The organism is Azospirillum sp. A23 (genome assembly GCF_042938965.1).
Classification (GTDB): domain Bacteria; phylum Pseudomonadota; class Alphaproteobacteria; order Azospirillales; family Azospirillaceae; genus Azospirillum; species Azospirillum melinis.
Genome location: NZ_CP170672.1, coordinates 33,364 through 51,602 on the forward strand (window position 1 = coordinate 33,364; position 18,239 = coordinate 51,602).

General features: G+C 62.5%; 23 protein-coding genes. 4 read left to right on the forward strand and 19 right to left on the reverse strand.

Translation table 11 applies throughout. The annotated features are described in order from the left end of the window. Positions 1-2: 2 nt before the first annotated feature. From ABNQ40_RS35030 to ABNQ40_RS35065, 8 genes are all read right to left on the reverse strand, one after another. Complete coding sequence (locus tag ABNQ40_RS35030; protein ID WP_377806703.1) at positions 3-1,421, reverse strand: conjugal transfer protein TraH; 1,419 nt, start codon at positions 1,419-1,421, stop codon at positions 3-5. Continuing rightward, positions 1,418-2,425, reverse strand: coding sequence for a conjugal transfer protein TraF (traF, locus tag ABNQ40_RS35035; protein ID WP_377806702.1), 1,008 nt, complete (start codon positions 2,423-2,425; stop codon positions 1,418-1,420). Before traF ends, ABNQ40_RS35030 begins: the two co-directional genes overlap by 4 nt. A 297-nt stretch (positions 2,426-2,722) precedes the next feature. Beyond that, positions 2,723-2,893, reverse strand: a complete 171-nt coding sequence (locus ABNQ40_RS35040) for a hypothetical protein (RefSeq protein ID WP_377806701.1) — start codon at positions 2,891-2,893, stop codon at positions 2,723-2,725. A gap of 11 nt (positions 2,894-2,904) precedes the next feature. Then, on the reverse strand, positions 2,905-3,426 hold the full coding sequence (locus ABNQ40_RS35045) for a hypothetical protein (protein ID WP_391349761.1): 522 nt from the start codon (positions 3,424-3,426) through the stop codon (positions 2,905-2,907). A 109-nt stretch (positions 3,427-3,535) separates the two neighbouring features. After that, positions 3,536-3,817, reverse strand: coding sequence for a hypothetical protein (locus tag ABNQ40_RS35050; protein WP_377806698.1), 282 nt, complete (start codon positions 3,815-3,817; stop codon positions 3,536-3,538). A gap of 128 nt (positions 3,818-3,945) precedes the next feature. Beyond that, positions 3,946-4,344, reverse strand: coding sequence for a hypothetical protein (locus tag ABNQ40_RS35055; protein WP_377806697.1), 399 nt, complete (start codon positions 4,342-4,344; stop codon positions 3,946-3,948). Between the two features lie 108 nt (positions 4,345-4,452). Beyond that, positions 4,453-5,079, reverse strand: coding sequence for a hypothetical protein (locus ABNQ40_RS35060; RefSeq protein ID WP_377806696.1), 627 nt, complete (start codon positions 5,077-5,079; stop codon positions 4,453-4,455). A gap of 267 nt (positions 5,080-5,346) precedes the next feature. Continuing rightward, a complete protein-coding gene (locus ABNQ40_RS35065) occupies positions 5,347-5,634 on the reverse strand; it encodes a hypothetical protein (protein ID WP_377806695.1) in 288 nt (95 codons plus the stop codon). Positions 5,635-6,219: 585 nt separating this feature from the next. Between ABNQ40_RS35065 and ABNQ40_RS35070 the strand changes: the two genes are divergently transcribed. Then, a complete protein-coding gene (locus ABNQ40_RS35070; protein ID WP_377806694.1) occupies positions 6,220-6,819 on the forward strand; it encodes a hypothetical protein in 600 nt (199 codons plus the stop codon). A gap of 189 nt (positions 6,820-7,008) precedes the next feature. Here ABNQ40_RS35070 and ABNQ40_RS35075 read toward each other — a convergent pair whose 3' ends face one another. Continuing rightward, on the reverse strand, positions 7,009-7,578 hold the full coding sequence (locus ABNQ40_RS35075; RefSeq protein ID WP_377806693.1) for a hypothetical protein: 570 nt from the start codon (positions 7,576-7,578) through the stop codon (positions 7,009-7,011). Between the two features lie 157 nt (positions 7,579-7,735). On the opposite strand from ABNQ40_RS35075, the gene ABNQ40_RS35080 reads away from it, so the two are divergent. Next, on the forward strand, positions 7,736-8,677 hold the full coding sequence (locus tag ABNQ40_RS35080) for a DsbA family protein (protein ID WP_377806692.1): 942 nt from the start codon (positions 7,736-7,738) through the stop codon (positions 8,675-8,677). Positions 8,678-8,682: 5 nt separating this feature from the next. Next, complete coding sequence (locus ABNQ40_RS35085) at positions 8,683-9,213, forward strand: hypothetical protein (protein ID WP_377806691.1); 531 nt, start codon at positions 8,683-8,685, stop codon at positions 9,211-9,213. Between the two features lie 59 nt (positions 9,214-9,272). Here the strand turns inward: ABNQ40_RS35085 and ABNQ40_RS35090 are convergent, their stop codons facing one another. Beyond that, a complete protein-coding gene (locus ABNQ40_RS35090; RefSeq protein ID WP_377806690.1) occupies positions 9,273-9,539 on the reverse strand; it encodes a hypothetical protein in 267 nt (88 codons plus the stop codon). Positions 9,540-9,800: 261 nt separating this feature from the next. Between ABNQ40_RS35090 and ABNQ40_RS35095 the strand changes: the two genes are divergently transcribed. After that, a complete protein-coding gene (locus ABNQ40_RS35095; RefSeq protein ID WP_391349763.1) occupies positions 9,801-10,739 on the forward strand; it encodes a M48 family metalloprotease in 939 nt (312 codons plus the stop codon). Between the two features lie 327 nt (positions 10,740-11,066). Here the strand turns inward: ABNQ40_RS35095 and ABNQ40_RS35100 are convergent, their stop codons facing one another. The 9 genes from ABNQ40_RS35100 to ABNQ40_RS35140 all read right to left on the reverse strand — a co-directional run bounded on the left by ABNQ40_RS35100 (position 11,067) and on the right by ABNQ40_RS35140 (position 18,209). Then, a complete protein-coding gene (locus tag ABNQ40_RS35100) occupies positions 11,067-12,425 on the reverse strand; it encodes a toprim domain-containing protein (protein ID WP_377806687.1) in 1,359 nt (452 codons plus the stop codon). A gap of 76 nt (positions 12,426-12,501) precedes the next feature. Further along, the gene (locus ABNQ40_RS35105; protein WP_377806686.1) at positions 12,502-12,804 is read right to left on the reverse strand and encodes a hypothetical protein; all 303 of its coding nucleotides are present in this window, start codon (positions 12,802-12,804) and stop codon (positions 12,502-12,504) included. Positions 12,805-12,889: 85 nt separating this feature from the next. Further along, positions 12,890-13,102 (reverse strand): hypothetical protein, encoded by a 213-nt coding sequence (locus tag ABNQ40_RS35110; RefSeq protein WP_377806685.1) that lies wholly within the window; start codon positions 13,100-13,102, stop codon positions 12,890-12,892. A 76-nt stretch (positions 13,103-13,178) separates the two neighbouring features. Then, the gene (locus tag ABNQ40_RS35115) at positions 13,179-13,574 is read right to left on the reverse strand and encodes a hypothetical protein (protein WP_377806684.1); all 396 of its coding nucleotides are present in this window, start codon (positions 13,572-13,574) and stop codon (positions 13,179-13,181) included. Between the two features lie 108 nt (positions 13,575-13,682). Continuing rightward, positions 13,683-13,811, reverse strand: coding sequence for a hypothetical protein (locus tag ABNQ40_RS35120; RefSeq protein ID WP_377806683.1), 129 nt, complete (start codon positions 13,809-13,811; stop codon positions 13,683-13,685). Between the two features lie 367 nt (positions 13,812-14,178). Next, positions 14,179-14,679 (reverse strand): ribonuclease HI, encoded by a 501-nt coding sequence (locus ABNQ40_RS35125; protein ID WP_377806682.1) that lies wholly within the window; start codon positions 14,677-14,679, stop codon positions 14,179-14,181. 104 nt (positions 14,680-14,783) lie between these two features. Continuing rightward, a complete protein-coding gene (locus tag ABNQ40_RS35130) occupies positions 14,784-15,092 on the reverse strand; it encodes a hypothetical protein (RefSeq protein ID WP_149226273.1) in 309 nt (102 codons plus the stop codon). Positions 15,093-15,192: 100 nt separating this feature from the next. Continuing rightward, positions 15,193-15,888, reverse strand: coding sequence for a hypothetical protein (locus ABNQ40_RS35135; protein ID WP_377806680.1), 696 nt, complete (start codon positions 15,886-15,888; stop codon positions 15,193-15,195). A 92-nt stretch (positions 15,889-15,980) separates the two neighbouring features. Beyond that, complete coding sequence (locus ABNQ40_RS35140) at positions 15,981-18,209, reverse strand: VWA domain-containing protein (protein ID WP_377806679.1); 2,229 nt, start codon at positions 18,207-18,209, stop codon at positions 15,981-15,983. Positions 18,210-18,239: the final 30 nt, after the last annotated feature.

Below are 18,239 nucleotides of genomic sequence, written 5' to 3' on the forward strand. Positions count from 1 at the left end.
TTCTATTCCCTGCCGAAATTCCCGGTCGCTGCGTAACGCACCTTCCGAGTAATATCTAAAATCACGAGATAGTTTCGATAGACGTCGGTTGGATCACCGATCTGCCCCCGCATAAGTCTTTGCTCGTTTCTAAATGATTCCTTTGAGTTTTTTAGAATTTCGCTCAGCTGCTTGGCGTGTGGTTCATCGGAAGTTGTTGCTGCGGCATCTACCGCCTTGATCATATCTTCAATCATGAGAGCAGCCATCTCATATGCGAGATGTGGAATTGCTTGCTCTGCCAAGGCGACAGCGCCTGCTTGTCCCTGCTTTGCTAGCCTGAAAATCATGCTGGCAAGGTGGTAGCGTTGGGGTGACAGAAACGCCCTATCCGCTTCGGTTAGAGAGCCTTGATTGCTGGCAATACGATAAACCAGTCCCGGCGTTCCCCCGCTTCCTTCAAGCATCTTCTCAGAAATCATTTTACGGAAGCCCTTGAGCACGACGGGCTGCGATGACAGATTTAGACACCCATCTGCCGCCTTAGTGTCGCAGCGCATGATCTTTATCGGAACTCCATTAGTTCCTTCCATGATATCTTTAAAGCTGATCTTCGACCCAGTGACGGGAGTGTATCGCGGTGCCTTCTTACCGTCTCCAGCATCTTCCAGATCGCCCACGATAACCGTACCGGCGATGTTCATCATGGCCTCGAGCATGTCCTCGTCTCCGCCCGTGAACCATGCGCTAACGGCATGCTTCTTGAGTGCCCGCCAGACGATGTTGCCCTTAACCTTCTGGGCAAAGTCATCCGGTGCGTTTTCCGCGGCTTGCTGGGGCGGGCCCTTGCCGCCAGATGCCGTCCAGGATTCGAAGATGTCACCAATGCCCTTCTTGAAGCTGATCTTTGACGCCTCGGTTTCCTGCTTCTTCAGCGCCGCGCCCAAGGTGTCATTGACGATACCCTGCGCCAATTGGCAACTGTTGCCAAAGAACTGGTTGAGTTCCTGGATCTTCTTCTGGATCTGCTCAATGATCGCCGCGCAGTCCTGACACATAGAACCCAGCGCAAGTTGGAATGCGTAGCCGGCGGCGTTTGCGGCAATGCCGCGCATCAGCTGCACGAATTGGTCGGCGTTGATGAAGCTGAACGAGCCGCCGAACAGATCGATTCCTCCGCAGCCTGCTTCAAAGCTCGGCGGTACGAACGAAATCAAGTTCTCGTTCATGATCCGGTTTTTGGCAGTAAACTGCCCGCCGGCGAAAACGCCGCGCCGCTGCGTCTCCCAAACGCCAGGAGCAGTCGTGTTGCTCATGGCGCCGAACAGCGAGTCCATCTGGCTATGCAGACCGGCGGCCTGCAGCTGTACCGGCGTCGCCGTGACGGTGAGGCACGCGCCTATTGTTACCGCAGCGACTATCTTGCGGGCGATCTTGATCATTGCCTCACCATGGAACGAAGGTGGTTGACGAGTTGAGCGGGGTCGGCGGCGATCTCAGGAGGCATATCGATCTTCGCGGGCAGCATTGGCCCGTTGTCGACGGCACGGGTCTTGTTGAACGCTTTCTGGTCGATCCAGCCTGCGTTGAGGGCGCCGGTGAGGATGCGCCGCCGCAGCTCGTGCAGCGATAGGACACCGCGGGCGATGGTCTGAACGCCTTCCGGCGGGCGGACCAGGACCAGGGTCGGCGTGCGCTCCACGCCCAGCTTTGCAGCCTGCCCAGTATCCGCCCGGAAGTTCGGAAACTGTCCACCAGGCAGGGGTTTTCCATCAAGGCTGATCGGCGTGATGTGGAAGCCATAGGCGCGTTCCAGCATCTCGAGGACCGGCGCCTGCTTGTCGCAGTAGACGCAATCGCCCCGGTAGAAGAACCAAATGCCGGCCTGCTGCGCGATCTCCTTCAGCTCCGCGTCGGTGGCCTCCCCAGCCACGGCGTTCATCTCGTTCGCGGCAAAGGTCGCGGTCGGACGACGGCCTGTCTCATCCAACAGCGGATCGCCCACGACAACGCGCTGAGCCATATCCGTGAAAGCCGAAGCCTTGTCCATGGCGAGCCGCTGAATGACGTAGTAGGCGCGCACGTTCTCGGCGCTGGGGTCATCCAGCGCACGGTCCCGGTACTTGGGAAGGTTCTCCCGTAGCCAAGCGGCCGAGCCGAAGGCGGGCGGTTCCGGGACCTTTGGCTGCTCCAGGGGCTGCGGAGGCGGAGGAGGAGGAGGTGGTGGTGGTGGGGTCGCCGCCGCTGGCGGCAGTGCGGGCTCTTCCTTTTTCGGGGGCGGCGGTTCCTCGTCGGGCTCCGGCTGGACCTCATACCAGAACCAGCCGCGCTCCCGATCGCCGAAGAAGCCCGCGGACTGTGCCTGCTGCTGGGCCGACGCAGAAAAAGCCATCGAGCCAGCGAGCAAGGCGGCAGTGGTGCTGATGAGGGCGGAGCGTATCGTCATGTCCGCAAAGCTACCTTTCCAGGCCCCTCCTTCGCGCCGCCGAAAGGCGCGGGAAATCGATGTCTTTCTCGGGCGTGCGCAGTTCGATAAAGCTGGACACGCATGGGGCGCAGCAGCGGCTGTGCGTCGTCTTTGCCTGGATAGGCATGCCCCGCACTTCCTATCGACCGGCCGGGATGAACAAACGAAAGAGTGCTGTGGTCTCGGAGTCCATGCAGAACACCGAGACCACAGCGGGTTAACACCCGCGGATTCGAAGGCAGCGCCTCCCGATCCGGGGCGATGGTATGGGCGACCTCAGGCGGCCTCGATCCGCGCCGCGGCCTCCTCAAAACTCAACCCCGTCTGCATGAGGTTGAGCATGTCCTGGAACTGGCTGGTGTCGGTGATCCGAACCACACCCGACGTCTCCTCGCTGATGATGTTGCCGTCGTCGTCGAGGGTCTGAATGGTGACACTCTGCATCATCCTTCCCCCTTTTACGTAGCAGCCGCCGCGAGTACGCTCGGGCCTGTGACGGTCACCTGCCAGCCGGCTCCATACAGCGCCGCTTGCTCTTCCGCCTTCAGTTTGGCTTCCCGGAGCGCCGTCGCCGCAGTTAAGTATGACCGCGGCCACCGTTCCTTAATGGAGCGAGGTTTGCCTCCCTCAGCGGTGACGGTCACGAACCAACGAAACTCCCCATCGTAGGGCGTGACGCCGTACACGATGACGACACGCTCGGTGCCTTGCGGACGGGTCCGCCCCGGCGGGAGTGCATTGATCCAAATGGCCCGGTCGGCCGTTGATATCTTCCGGCCATCGTTCAACGCCTTCCCGGCGCCGAGAGCACCATCTATTGCGTCCCATGCGTCGTCTCGGGATTCCCCATAGACCACGAAGTGGAACACTTCGCCCGTTGAGAGAACCTCGATGACGACGTGCCACGCTGGCAGCAGGCAGTTGAAGATGTCGAAGAACGGCCCGATGACCTTATGCAGTGTGATGGACTGCTGTTGCATGTGCGATCTCGTGGTTGGGGCACACGCTCCCCGTATGGGGCATCATGTGCCCCGCTTGGGGATGACGCCGCCCGACCCCCAGGAGGAGCCGGACGGCGCGGATTGACGTTCAGGCGAGCCGCCGCGCCATGCGCGAGAAAGTCGCAACGGCATCCTCACGGTTCAGACGAGGACTGAACCACTGGCGGACGCCTTCGGTGGTCGGCTTGAGAAAGACCCGGTAGTACCCGCCGGCGAGCGAAGCTTGCCGTTTGAGCTGGAGGGTCTCACCCGTGTAGACCGTGCGCTCCGTCACAACGACAGGCGCCGGCGGCTTGCTGAAGAGCTTGCCATCCGACACTTCGTAGAGGAACTGTGCGGTCAGCCCGATGAACTTGGTCAGCTTTTTCATGATGCACCTTGTCTGTGGGTGAGGCGCACCACTCCCCTTGTTGGGGCGAAGCGCGCCCCGACTGGGGAATGTAGCTGTGGCGACCGGCCGGAGCCGGCTGTGGTTGCGAGCTCGGGAGAGCGTGCCGATCAGGTCACGCTGCTGAACACGCTATTGAGGTCGATGCCAGGGGGGTCGATGGCCGAAAGCGTCACGATTGCCTCGGCATCGGACCCGTCGGATTGGCGGATGCGCGCCAGATCGACGTCGTCTGCGCCCTCGGTGTCGTAGTCGATGATCGCCACCCCGAGATTGCCTGGGAGGTTCTCACCGACGACGGCCTGGACAAGGCCGCCGTCAAGCACGATGGCCAGCCGGCGGGGAGTGTTGTTGGCGAGGATCGCTTCCAACGTCTCCAAGTCGGTCCGTTTGGCGCCGGGTCCACTGTAGGTGAAGCCCGCGCTTGGACGGTCTGCTTGCTCCCGCAGGACCGTGGTCACGCGTTGCAGGATATCTGCTGGAACGTATTTCAGCTGCTGGTCAGTCATGATGCACCTATTGGCGTCTAGGTTAGACGACGAGGCACACCATGCCCGAGGGGCAACGTGTGCCCCAGGAGGAGAGCTGATGAATGGCGCCGGGAGACGCCGGCGTGGTCAGGCGGCGCGGTTGTAGCGACCGCGAACCTGTTGAGCGAAGGATTGGGCTTCCGAGACGGCATGGCAGTAGCCGCTGTCAGCCTCATTTCGGTCGGTGAAAGCGCTGGTAGTGGTTTCCTTCCAGCGTCCCAGCAAACCGGGACGGACCCCTGAATAGTGGATCGTCTTCGTCAGGACATAGCAGTCGCTGCGCGGCGGCCGGGCGAGTTCGATATCGAACCGCTGAGCGTATGCGCAGGGCTGATGGTAGGTAAGCCCTTGCCAAGCAACGAGCACCGTTGTCTCGGCCAGGATATCAGCGGGCGCGCCGTGAATGATCGCCTCGGCTTCCCAACGGGACATACCCAGGAGATCAAGGCGGTTCTGTGCCTTGAGGGTCTCGACCACAAGCCGGTCTGCTTTGGCCATCGTCTGCACCTTGTCCAGGTGATCCCAAGGCTTGGTGTTCTCGACCGGCTCAAAGTCTTCGTTGTCCTCGTCCCAGCACCCAGCGACGTAGGTCGGAGCCCGTTCGGCGGTTTGCTTGGCGATCTCGACCTCACGAATGAGGGCGAAGGCTACCTTGCGAGCCGCGAAATACTCCGACGTGCCGGGGATCGGGGAGAGGGTGATTTGATTGTCCATGATGCACCTTTTCAGAAGTGAGGCGCACCACGGCCCAACACGGGGCACAGGCGCGCCCCCGGTTGGGGTTGGGTCCTTCGTTGCTACACGCCCGCTAAATCGCGATGCGCGTGATGCGCCCCCAAGAGGGCCGAAGCTGAGGCGGCGGCGAACAAACGCCGGCCGAGCGGTCGTGCGGAAACGACGCGCCACGCAGCACCATTTTTGGCGTTGCGTGGCCACGCCGCTCAACCAACTGCGCCGGGTTCACGGGCGCACAGATGGTCCTTACCGCTTGAGCATGGGATACTGCTCAAGCATTGCCGCCTCGCTGCCGAAGCAGCTGAGCGACCAGGCGATCGCTTCGATCGTCTCATCCAGATCCATCGAGTAGACGAGGATCTCGGAGGGTTCTCGCAGCACCAGCCAGTAGGCGATGTCGCCGTCCTCGTCGCTCGTGGTGACGAAGCAGACATTCGCATCGCCAGCCTTGTAACGCTGCCAATCCGCCGCAAAGCGGGCGTTCAGCTCAGCGTTCTCAAGGTTGCTGGTGACGTTGGACAAAAGAACAGTCATGGTTCTCTCCACTACGATGATGGAAGATAAACCACGCCCCTTCCGGGAAGCGTGGTCCCGGATGGGGATGTTCATCGACAAGCGCTCAAGAGGAGCGCCTCGATATCTGCTGAAGCGACGTCCTAAGGCGGAGCGCTTCATGCATGTGTTCTGGCGAGTTCCAGAACATGGATGCTGGTTATTTATAGTGCCCAACTAGCACTTTTTAGATCAACTAGCTTCCAGCAACATGCATGGAAGCCGACTAGAGTCGTTGCTACAAGCAAACGAATCAAAGTGGCTTGATTATAACGGTAGCGAGTTTGGTTCCGCTAGTGCCAAATGACGATGATTTTTATCGCTTTTCGGCTCGCTGTTGAGGGCCCAAAATGGGGTTATTTTCAGTGCCTTTCTCCGGCGCGAAGGGCAGTCCATAGCCGCTATAGTGACGCTTGACGACGAACCACACGCTGGCATGCCATGGGCCACATAACTGACGAAGAACGAGAAATCATCCGCAAGCATTACCCGACTATGGAGCGAACCCAACTCCAGGTCCTGCTGCCCAAGCGGAGTTGGAACGGCATTCGATCCGAGGCGCGACGCATGAAGCTTCGTCGCCAGGCTAATCCGGTTCGGCGGTGGCGGCCTGACGAGGATCGTGGGCTGCAGGAAAGGATGTCCGCCGGCGCCTGCCTTACAGACGTCGTCGCCGTGCCTATCGGGAGCAATCAGATCGCAATCGCCGATCGCGCGGAAGAACTCTGTCTGGCTCAAGCAGAGCCTGGTGAACCCAACACTCCCATCACCTCTCTCGATTTGCCGACTGGGTGGTCTACCGGCGAGTTTCTGGTGTTGCTCGACAGCTATCCGTCACCAGATGTGAGCATCAGGGACATCATGCGCCGACTTCCTGGAAAGTCGCTGCCGCAGATTCGTCGGGCTGCCCGCTTGGCCGGTCTTGGCCGCCCCAGAAGCACCATGGCCACCTCGGTGGCCGGCCGCGACGCCAAAAACGTCTGGAGGAATGCTGAGGACATGCTCGTCCTCAGGATGTGGAAGAGCGCCACCCTGGAAGAGATAAGGTGCTTTCTTCCGCATCGGACCGAAGGGGCAATCGCGCAGCGCGCGCGGAAGCTGCTCCGGCGAGAACGATCCGAGAAAGCCACCGCACCATCCGGCAATGTCGCCGTTGCGGCTGAGTGATCCCGACTCCGAACAAAGAGCACCATGTTCGGCCGACCGCCGGACCTTGCTCTTCATCCACAGATCCACGCCGTAACGGGCCGCAGACCTGAAAACTGGTCGGAGCTGGCCAGTACCCACCTCGCGGCCGCACAGCAGGTCACACGACCTGACTTCGTGCCCGTTCGTGTGCAGTACTATCAGGAGGCATCAACGGGTGCGGCCGAAGGCTACGGCAACCCGCCGCACCGGTCCACTGCCACCGACTTTGAGCTCCACCCGCTCCCCCTCATGCATGCGCAGCGTTTCTTCGACGCGGACCTGGTCCGGCTCCGGCGCCTTGCTCAGTTTCCGTTGTTCCGCCGCCAAGTCGGATCGCCGAAGCGATGCAGCCTCAACCACCAATTCGACAGAGGCGTCATGTGAGGTATGGGGCGTTACCCGCACCGCCGTGACATGCCCGGTGCAGACCACCGCCAGCGGAGCGCCATCCCTTCCCGCCAGCGCAAAGCTCCGCCTTTCGACGGAGTGTGCAGACACTTCCGCGTTCGGCTGCGTAATGAATGGCACCTGTTCGATCACGCGGTTGGCACTGTCGAACAGCGTCACTTCGACTACGAGAGAGGCCGCGGGATCGGACGCATAATCCTGAATGCCCCTTCCCCTCTCCTGGTCGCACCGGCTCGACAGAGAACCGTCCAGAGGAGCCGTGCCTGCCGCCTCCGCGATATGAAGGGTGGCGAGCAGGGCGACGGCCGCGACCGCAAACGTGCGTGTCATCTCGTGAGCTCCCGAGGCAATTCCAACTGAACCGCGTAGCAGCTTCAAAGGCCGTTTCTCTACAGAGAAAGGCGACGGTTTTCGCTGTCTTTCGGCGGCGCGCCGAATTGCCTGATGGCGCTAGTCTTCTGGTCGCGTGACTACCCGGAGATGAAGAGTGAAGCGCCCCCTACTGACCCTGCCCGTCCTTCTGGCACTCTCCGTCACCGCTCCTGCGTCTGCAGCGGACGTTGACGGCATCATCGACGCTCTGATGAACCGCGTTGAGCGCCTTACCCAGCAGAATACGAAGCTCACCATCGAGAATGAGCAGCTGCGGAAAACCACTCAGGTCAGAGACCACAGCGACGTCATGCCCGAGAATACGGCGCAGCTCCTGCGCAAAGCCGCAGACGCTGCCACGATCACCCCGCCGGCAGCGGTCGCAGCGAGCACCGCGCTCGACGCGAAGCAGCTCGACGAGTATCTGCGCCAGTGGATGAAGGATAATGCCGGGTACGTGTTCGAGAGCGTCAACAAGCACCTAGCCGAGCAGCAGCAGGCCCGTGCTCCGAAGTCCGAGAACTTCGCGGCGCGCGCTTCTGACCTGTTCGAAAAGGACGCAATCAAGGCCGGCGCCGTGACCGGTGCCAAGGTGCGGCTGGTGATGTTCGCAGACTACAACTGCACTTACTGCAAGAAGGCGCAGCCGGTCATCGACGAGCTTCTTGCCAACAACCCGGACCTCCAGGTGGTCTATCGCGAACTGCCCATCCTGTCTCCGACCTCGCGGCTCGCCGCTCAGGCAGCCCGTGCAGCGGCGCTGCAGGGCAAGCACGAGGCTTTCCACCGGGAACTCTACAAGCTGACGGAGATCAGCGAACAGAGCATCCTGCAACTGGCTGCCCGCCCGGACATTGGGTTGGACGTGGAACAGCTGCGGAAGGACATGACCTCGGAGAAGGTCGCTTCGCTGGTTACCAACGACTTCAATCTCGGCCAGAGCCTGGGAATCCAGGGCACCCCGTTCTTCTATCTGGACGGCGGCGCGACCATGCCGGGGTACGCTCCGACATCCCAGATGCAGGCGATGATCGATCAGGCCCGCAAGAAGAGCTGAGCTAAATGCCTCACCTCCGCACGCTCGCCATCGGCTTGTTGCTGATGGCGGCTGCGGGCTCCGCCAGCGCGGCGCCCCAGCAGAACTCATGGAAGAGCACGGAGGCGGCGACGCAGGCGGTGGCCGTTGAAAAGGGCGACCTAACCATCATCCTCCGGGTGCTTGCCAGTAGCGTCAGCACCGCCGAGTTTTCTGTCGCGATGTCGCCGCTGACGGCGGAGGTGCGGTCTCGCTACAGCGGGCAAGAGTGCATCTTCTACGAAGAGGTGACCAACTCGCCATTTGCTGATAATCCCTACTTCGCACCTATCGCCGGTCAGATCGTTCAAGATGCCCTGCCGGCCAAGTACCTCAACAACAAGGTCGTGGGCAAACTCGCGTCATATCTCGCGTACATGGCGGCCACCAACGACCCGCCTGCCTGTGTCTGCGAGCCGATGCCGGTTAAGGAGGTGATCGACCTCTGCCGAAAGCGGTTCTATCCGGCGTCCCAACGGGACCAAGCCCGCTACGACAAGGCCATGCTGCCCCCGTGACGCGGGCAGAGCTGAGACATGACGAACGGCCGGGGGGCACATCCCCGGCCGTTCGCATTTCAGCGCAGCTTGTAAGCTCCGGTGTCCCATCCCGACGCTTGCACGGGCTGCGGCGCGGTGCCCAGCCAGCCGGCCAACGGGTTCACGGCATCAAGAGCCCCGCCTAACTCGCCGGTGGCCCAGTGAAGTGCAACGGCAGTCGTGCCCGGCCGCGTGTGTTCGAAGTACATGCCGACACCGACACCGATCACCATCATAGCCAACGGTGAACGCACGACCTGCAGGAAGAAGGCGAACAAGAAGGTTCGCAGGATCATGTTGACCATCGGGGTAAACTCCAGTGCGTGTTGCCGGCATCCTACCGGGACGCGCAGCCGCTTCGCGCCGGGGAAAGGCGACGGATTTCTACGTCTTTCAGCGGCGCGGTAGAACCAGCCGACGCTCTAGGATCGGCGCAGTTGCCGCAGCTCTGCGACACTTCCCACGGAGTGATTATGCCCCCCCGGATCCCTGGTCGGACCCGATCGACCGCAACAGCTGTTGCCCTGCTTGCGCTCACAACCGTCGCCGCGGCTCCCTTCGGCTGGGTGACGGTCAACAGCGCCTGCATCATCGTGGAAGAGGGCGCCGCTACACCCTTTGCATGGGTCGCGTTGGTGCTCATTGGCCTACCCTTCGCTGGCTGGTGCCAGCGCTTTCTGCGCTGCCTCCTCTTCGCGCGCCAGCGCGCCGCGAAAGCGCTGGGAGCCAAGGTCATCTCCTTGCGTATGGTCGAGCGGAACAAGAACGTTTCTCCGGCCGAGGTGGCGCTTTACCACTTGGTCAGGAGCATGGCCGAACGAGCGGGCCTCCGGGCCGCGCCCATGGTAGGCGTCGTGCCCAGCGACGACATTAACGCGTTTGCTATCGGCCGGCGCGGCAGCTATCTCATTGCCGTTAACGTCGGCACGGTTAATCGGTTATCAGTTGACGAGCTGGCGGCAGTCCTGGGGCACGAGGTCGGGCACGTCGCCCACGGAGACTCGTTTGTGAAGACGCTCGCACTGGCGGTCCAGGACAGCATCGCGACGTTCCTGATATCGCCTTTGGCCTTCGCCCACAGCTTGCTCCGCGCCTCGCCTGCCCTGCTGCTGCTGTTGAGCGCCGGGTTGCTGTACGGCATCTGGCAAGGACAACGAGACCTTGCCATAGCGTGCGCGGTCGCCCTCTTCCTTCCGCAGTTGGCGTGGATCGTCCTGCTCGCGTGCCGCGCGCTGATTGCCCAACTCGACCGCTGGCGCGAGTTCCACGCGGACGCTGCCGGCGCGGCCCTCACATCACCGCACAGTATGGCGGCGGCCCTCGCAAAGATAGCCGACGACGGGTCGGGCAAGCGCATCGTGACCAACCCTCTACACTCCCCCGCCTTGGCTGGTTTCGGGATCAAGGACACGATCTTGTTCGCGGGTCTGGCCGGGAAGTTGTTCGCCACCCATCCCCCCGTCCAAGATCGCGTGGACGCTCTCATCAGCGGGCGGTTTCTCTGACGCCGGGAGTTAGGTGCGAGGTCATAAGGCGAAAACGAAAAAAGCCCGTCCGACGTCCGGACCGGACGACTGACGGGCTCTCGGGTTTTGGCATCACGGCCGAAGAGTAAGCCGGAGAACGCCGGTGGTGGGGACGCGGCAAACCGCGCCACCAACACCATGCGCTACCAGTGCAGGGAAGACGCACCTTCGAACCACTGGCGCACCAGCACCAGGTGATCCTCCGATGAGCCTTCGAAGCCGGCTGGCGGGGTAAAGGGATATGCATCCCCCCGCCGCCGGCCTGATGCGGACCAAGCTGACGTCTAGGATCATGCTGCCGCACCGTCAAAACTTGACGAAGCTGCGCAGCCGCCCCAGGAGCCCGGTCCGCGGTGCCGCCGATCGCATCGACGGTTCCGCGACGAGGCCGCGAACGCCATCGCTCTGCGCTGTTGGACATGGCCCCTGGACGTAGGTCGGTTTGAGGTTTCCCTCATCCCGATCCACGTACCGCGGTCCCGTGTCCCCGACAGCCATCGGCATGACCGCCCGCTGTTCCGTGCGGAACCGAGGGAAGCCAGCCTGACCGTGCATGACCCAGACATCGTGCCAATCGACTCCCTTCGCATCGTCAGGGATCGACAACGACGGCATGAAAACCAGGGCCTTCCGACCCATGTCCCATGCGCTCGCCTTGAGCCGTTGCGCGGCCTCACGGCCACGGCCGCTGCGATCCAGGTCGCCCCAGACCACTATCTGCTCCACACCTTCAGGCGGGATGAACCGCTCCATAAGGTCGGCACAGACGCACGGCCACACCGTCATGCCGGTCGCCAGATGCACGGCAAGGGCCGTTTCAAAGCCCTCGGCAACACCTAGCACGCCGGCTTGCGGCTCACCCATGCGGATGAAGCCACCACCGTCCACCATCATGCCGTCAAAGCGCGGATGCTCGACAGGCATGACCAGAGAGCGGTCGTTCGGCAGCGGAAAGACCTTCTTCGGTTCCTCCACCGGAGCCTTCTCGCCGTTCTCGGTGAGATAGGTCCGGTGGATGGTGGCGGGCCGCCCAAGGGCGTCCGACACGCCCATCAGCAGAGCTGGGAACTGACCGACCACCACGCCGTCATCGTCGACGTAGTCGAGCGACGGATGGAAGCGGAAGTTCTTCAGACCTGCAATGGGTTCGATGGAAAGCTTGCGCCGCATTAGGTAGCGCATCAATGGCGCCGCCAATGGATCGGTCACCGGAACAGCCTCCCCCCACGCCCGCCGCAACAGGTTGCGGATGAAGGTGTCGTTCGCGGGCTTGGCCTCGACCTTCGGCCGGACACGAGGCGGCGGAGCGTCCTTGCGGACACGACCGCTGCCCACGTCAAGACCGACGACTTTCGCGACCTCCTCCAGCGTCTGCGGAAATGTCCAGCCTTCGATCGCCATCAGCAACCGGAAACCGTCCGCAAACTTGCCGCAGGTGTTGCATACGCCACCGCCCGAGGTTTCGGCGTCCTTGAAGAACCGGAAACCGTCACCCCTGCCGTTGCTCTTGCTCGTGCCGTGGATCGGGCAGACGGACCGCCCTCTTCCTGGCGCCTTCTGAAAGATCCGGCCGTCCAGCTTGTTGCCGATCAGTCGCTCGTGAATGTCCATCCAACCGTGCTTTTGCGCAGCGTTCCGGACGTCATCAGCTTTCAGCGTGCTCACGATTGTTCTCCTACGACACTCGGCAAAGACGCACCTTCCCCCTGGCGGGGAGCAGAGCATCCCCGCCGGGGTTCTTTCAGTTATGGGAAGCGATCAGGCCGAGCCTGGTCGCCTGTTCATGGAACATCGCCCGGAGTTCATCCGGGTCAGCACCCAGCGCCTTCGCGCAAATGCGGAAGCCAAAGGGCTTCTCGCCGTCGCTGTCGATCCACTCCCAGGCTTCGGCCCGAGTGCGTTGACCGCTGCGACCATCCACAGCCGCCGCCATCGTTTCGAGCAGGATCGTCTCGCAAAGTGCGACGAGGTCCTGATCGGTCCAGGCGGTGTCGAGCAGCCAGTCGGTCGGCGCCACAGGTGGCGCACGCTCGTTGGTCAGCATGGCGTCTCTCCTTGCGGTGATTCGGAGAGACCTGCTCCCATCCGGGGTCAGTCTCCCCGGGTGGGTTGGATGTTGTCAGGCACGCCTACTGCAGACGCGGGTAGGACGTACTGTTCACGAAAGCTGCCCAGGCATCCGGCCACCTCTCGAAGGTTCCGGCTGCCCACTGTTCGGCCTCATCGACAAAGCGAATGAAAGCGCAGCGGATCGTGTCGATCTGTTCGTACTGCGATTGGCTGGTAAGATGGGCGAGCGTGCCGCTCGCCAGCCAGCGGACTTGCGTCGTGACAGGTTCCATGTCTGTCCTCCTCACGTTCGAGGGGAGGCGTCTCCCGACGGGGAGATTTACTCCCCATGGGATCGATGAATGGCTGTCAGGCGGCCACGGCGATCCGGGAAGACCGAAGCCGAATTTGCGACGCTGACAGGATCGTTTTGACGTCTCCTTCGCGGAGGGTTGCGAGCGCGCTCGCCGGATCCGTGACGGACGTTTCGCGAAGGGTTGTAAGAATGGTCAGAAGGCTCTGGGCCGTCTGAATCGCACCATCATGGCCCATGACGCGGACACATAGATGGAAGCACTCGACATTGCGCAGACCAGCTTCCGGATAATCCTTCACATCGAAGTACGTGACGATCCGGCTGGATATGACGCTTCCCTTGTCGAAGCGCCGGACCAACAAAAGGCGCGGAGCCTCGCTGTTCAGCACTTCCGTTAGGGACAGACGATTCTCCTGGTCATCCAGGATTTCATAAAACCACTTGCTCATGGGAGTCTCCAAAACTGGTTTCGGTGTGAAAGCCAGGGGGGAGAAATCCCGTGTCCGGGGAACTTTCCCCGGGGAGGGTGGTCGTTGCGACTACTGGCCCCTGGCGGCTTACAGCTTGGAAGGCACGGTGACCATGCCTTTGACAGAGGGCGGCACGGCTGGCGTCATGAGGACGATGGCCGGAGTGCAGCCCACAAGCGTCGCCGCGGCGGCGACCAGTAGGATCAAATTGCGCATGAGAACCTCTCTGCCGAAGGCGGAGGAAGCAGACGTCCCCCTGTGGGAGGCTGTGCTCCCTGCGGGGAATCTGCCGGGGCCATCAGGCCCGGCGCGAGTGCCGACCAGCAAGGGGCGGCTTGAGTGCTGCTTATTTATCGAGCCCAACTAGCTCGCCAGCGGTGCTGGAACTCACGCATCCGCATCAAGCAGGAAGCGATAAGTGCACCCATAATAGCCAGGGTCAAGGCGGAGCGATAGAGGCAAATGACGACATTCTCCTGAGTCTTTTGACGCTGAAGCGCGTGCCCCTGTCGAAGCGCCTGGAGCGGAAATAGAAAAGGGGGATGCCACAGAGCATCCCCCCTCTCGTTTTCCCAAGGACCCGCTAGGCCAAGCAGGGTTGACCCTGCTGGACAAGCAGTTCCTCGACCACCGCTGCTGACAAAGCGGCACGGGCGGTCGCGTCACACCACCCCTGGATCGCTGCCCGAACGTCAACGTCCCCTTGGTGGCCCTTCACGAACTCCGCACGGAGCGTGATGCCGCTCTTGCGGACCACCTCCATGACCTCGCCGTGAATTTCCTGATCGGCGGTGCGGTCCTCACGAACCCGTTGCGAACCGCCAAGCACACCGAGAGCGTGTTGGTTGTCCGACTGCACCGTTACGATGTCGCCGCGACAGAGCCTCAGGTCATGGACGGCGGCGATGACACCGTTGCCCAGAGCCGTCAGCTCAGCCTCGCAGGAATCGCCGGCGGGTCCGTGACCGCTGTAGCGGAAGACCCTCCGTCCCGATCGTACCCACACCGCCCAGCCTGCCCGCAGCCGCTTCCCACAGAAGCTGGCGTCGGCAAAGACGGTTACTCGTGTTGCTCGCCTCTCCATAATGCACCTGTTGGGGCAGGGAGACGCCCTTCCCCTAGCGGGGAGAGGGCTCCCCGCCGGGGTTCGGGTTGATTGAAGGCCGGCGCCGAAGCGCCGGTCGATGGTCAGTGGCCGCTGACCGCGTTTGCAGAGCCCCAACGAAGCGCGAACTCCGTCGGGGATACTCCTTGGTCAAGCGCGTCGGACAAGGCGTCCGGGTCCACTTGGGCATCGAACGTGTCGACCCGCCAGTGCCTGAGCATCGCCCCATCCACGGCTTCCACGTACTCCTGGAAGCCCATCTTCGAAACGTCGGTCTCGCGCTGTGTCCACACCTCGTCCACCGGACCGGTCAGGTCCACCGGGGCCAGATGGCCATAGGCGGGCGTCGCGAGCTGCTCGGCCGGAACTACGGCCTGGGTCGATATCTTCATGGCTTCCATCCTCCTGGGATCGAAGAGGGAGGCCGTCCCTGAGGGGAGCGGCTCCCCTCGGGGTCAGATTGTCAGGCTGCGGCTCGGGTGTGTCCCGTGCTTAGGCCCGCTTGGCGTTGCTCTCGCCGCGCTCGCGTTCGGCGAGGTGGGCGGTGAGTGCGCGCTGCGCGTGGTGCTCTGCCAGCGTGCTGGCGCGGAACCGCTTGGTGATGTCGCCTCCGGGGTCGTGGACATGCTTGGCGGTCAGGGAAACGCCCCTTCCGATCAGCATGGCCTTCACGCCCGCCAGTGTGGCGGCTTCATCTTTGCGGTTGTCGCGCAGGGTCTTGTGTCCAGACAGGACGTCGACCGCGTGCTCGCTTGCGGACTGCGCCACGATCATGTCACCGCGCTTCAGGTCGAACTCGTCCACCGTCAGGTGGATGCCCAGGGCCAGGGCCTCGACCGAAGCGTGGTCACGCGTGTGGATGTGCTTGTCCCAGACGCCCCGCTTCTGGATCGTCTTGGTATTGTCCCGCGCGTAGACCGACCAGGCACCGAGTTGGTGGGTGGCGTCGAACGCCGCCTCTCCAAACACCGTAACCAGTCGGCCCCGTTTTGCACGCCGATCCAAATGGGGTTCGGTCGGCGGCTGCGGGACCACATCATTGTTCCGCCGCTGGAACAGCCTGCGGAAGACCTCCTCCAGGGCCCTCGTCGGGTCTTTGTGGTCGCGGAACTCCTTGAAGAAGAGCCGCAAGACCGTGACGCAGACGAAGGCCACAGCGGAGATCAACATCTTCTCGATGATCTCCATGATGCACCTCTCGTTCTTTGAAGAGAGGGGGAGATCGCCCCCGTTGGGGAGCGTTGCTCCCCCTCGGGGTTGCTGGTCAAAGGGCGAGGCTGCTATGCAGCAGCCGCCGTGAGAGCCTTGCGCGTGATCTCGAACAGCGCACTTCTCAGCTCGGTGAGGTCCTGGATGACGACCGCGGTCGGGAATAGTTGCCGAACACGGTCGATCTGGATGCCGATGCCGATCACCTCGATGCCCGAGGCCTGGCAACGCCGAACCATGTCGATGACTTGGTCTGAGTTGTTGGGCTCGCCGTCGGTCACGATGAGGAGCAGCTTACGCTCCTCCTTGGTCGTGTTGACCAGCTGCGCGGCGGCATACCACATGGCTTCCCCCAGAGGGGTGCCGCCGGCCGGGGCCACCGCGAAATTGCCGACCACCTGACGCACCTTCTGTCCATGCTTCAGAAGAGGCAGAACGCCAATGGCGCGCTGGTGATCTTGATCATAGTCGCTCCGGCTTGCCGGAAAGGCTGTGATCGCGGAGTTGACGCCCGGGATGGCTTCGAGAGCCGTCGCGAGGGCAACCGCGCTGTCGATCGCCACGTCCAGCCGGTTCCGACTGGCCCCTCCGTTGACATGGGCGGCTTGCGCCGCCATGGAACCGGAGCGGTCCACGAGGATGTGGATCGCGGCGTTGGGGGCACGGGTGTCCGTGCGCTGCGTGAAGACCCGCGTGTCACCCGTCAAGATCCGGGTGATCTTTCGGCCGTTCACCGCACGGCCGCGCCGGCGGGTGATCTCGTCCTCCCGTTGGCTGGCTTGCACCAGACCCAGCAGTTGGGCACGTACCCGACCGCTCGTGCCACGGACGCGAGAAACGATCCCCTGTCCGATGAGCGGGTTGGCCTGCACCTCCTGCGGCTGAGCCATGGCCGGAACCCGGCTCTGCACAGGTGCTTTGGCGGCGCTGTTGGACAGGTCCTTGGCCGCCTTTTGGAAGAGGTCTTTCGACCCCACGTCGTCGGCCGAGGCCGACAGAGCCTTCGCAATCGCGTCGGCGCCGTTGGGATCGTAATCTCCACCCTGATCGGAGCCAGAGCCGCCCGCATCGCCGGCATCACTGCCGGCCGAATTGGGTCCTGAGCTATCGCCACCATCGTCGCCCTCTCCGTCACCGGATTGGTCGCCGTCGGCGTCGTCATCGGTGTCCGAGCCGGACCCCGAGCTATCGCCACCATCGTCGCCCTCTCCGTCACCGGATTGGTCGCCGTCGGCGTCGTCATCGGTGTCCGAGCCGGACCCCGAGCTATCGCCACCATCGTCGCCTTCTCCGTCACCGGATTGGCCGTCGTCGGCGTTGTCAGAAGAAGCTCCAGGCTTCGCACTGTCGCCCTGCCCTTCATCATCGCCGCCACCGTCGCCGTCGGCATCGCTGCCGGCGTCGTCGGTTGCGTCATCATCCTCGGACGTGCCGCCCTTGGACTTGCCAGAACCGCCCGTGGCATCGTCGGCATCGCTACCGTCATCATCGCCTTGGGCGTCCTGCTCGTTGTCAGACCCGGACCCGCCCTGCTGTTGCGGGACGCTCTGGTTCTGCTGGTCCTGCTGCTGCTGTTGTTGCGGCGGCTGCGGAGGGGGCTGGCGAGCCTTATCCTCCTCTTGCTTGAGCATGGTGAGGATGAGGTCTACGAGATCGAGAGCATCCGCAGTGCTCTCGAGGTTTTTTACCTCAGAAAGCAACGCGTGAAGCCTGACCATGGCACCGGCCGGGAAGGTCTGTGCCGCTACGGCCTCGCTTTCGTCCGCGAAAGACTCCAAGGCCTTCTGGCCAAGAACATCACTTCGCAGGCGTAGCAGGCAGTAGCCGGACAGGATATCAGCCGGATGCTCCTTCTCGTTGACGGCCCTCATTTCGCCGCGGCGGATCATATAGTCGATCACCTTGGCAATAGTCCTGCGGGTCCCCGGATAGTCGACGGCGAGCGCCGCCTCGATCCGGACATCCTCAATGATATTCAGCAGCTCCCGACGGAGCGGCTGGTAGTACGCGCGATGAACGACATTCCAATCCGTGAACTGGATGTGCCCACCGGCTTCATGCGCGATGACGCCGTAGGCGAGATCGCACAGGTCCGGCTCGTCGGGGTCGAACGCCGGCACGTAGACGCGGTTCCCGTCGGTCATCATCTCGTTGCCAGAGACGATGACCTGTACCCCGAATTTCTTGCCCAGCGCCGCTGCCACAATGGGCAGCGAGTCATAGAGCGTACGAGCCTTGCGGGACGTCCTGGCCGGTTTGCCAGCTTGGCTTGTCCCTTGCGTGGTCTGATTGACCATCATTTCCTTGCCTTTCGCCTGGGGGGCGAAGGA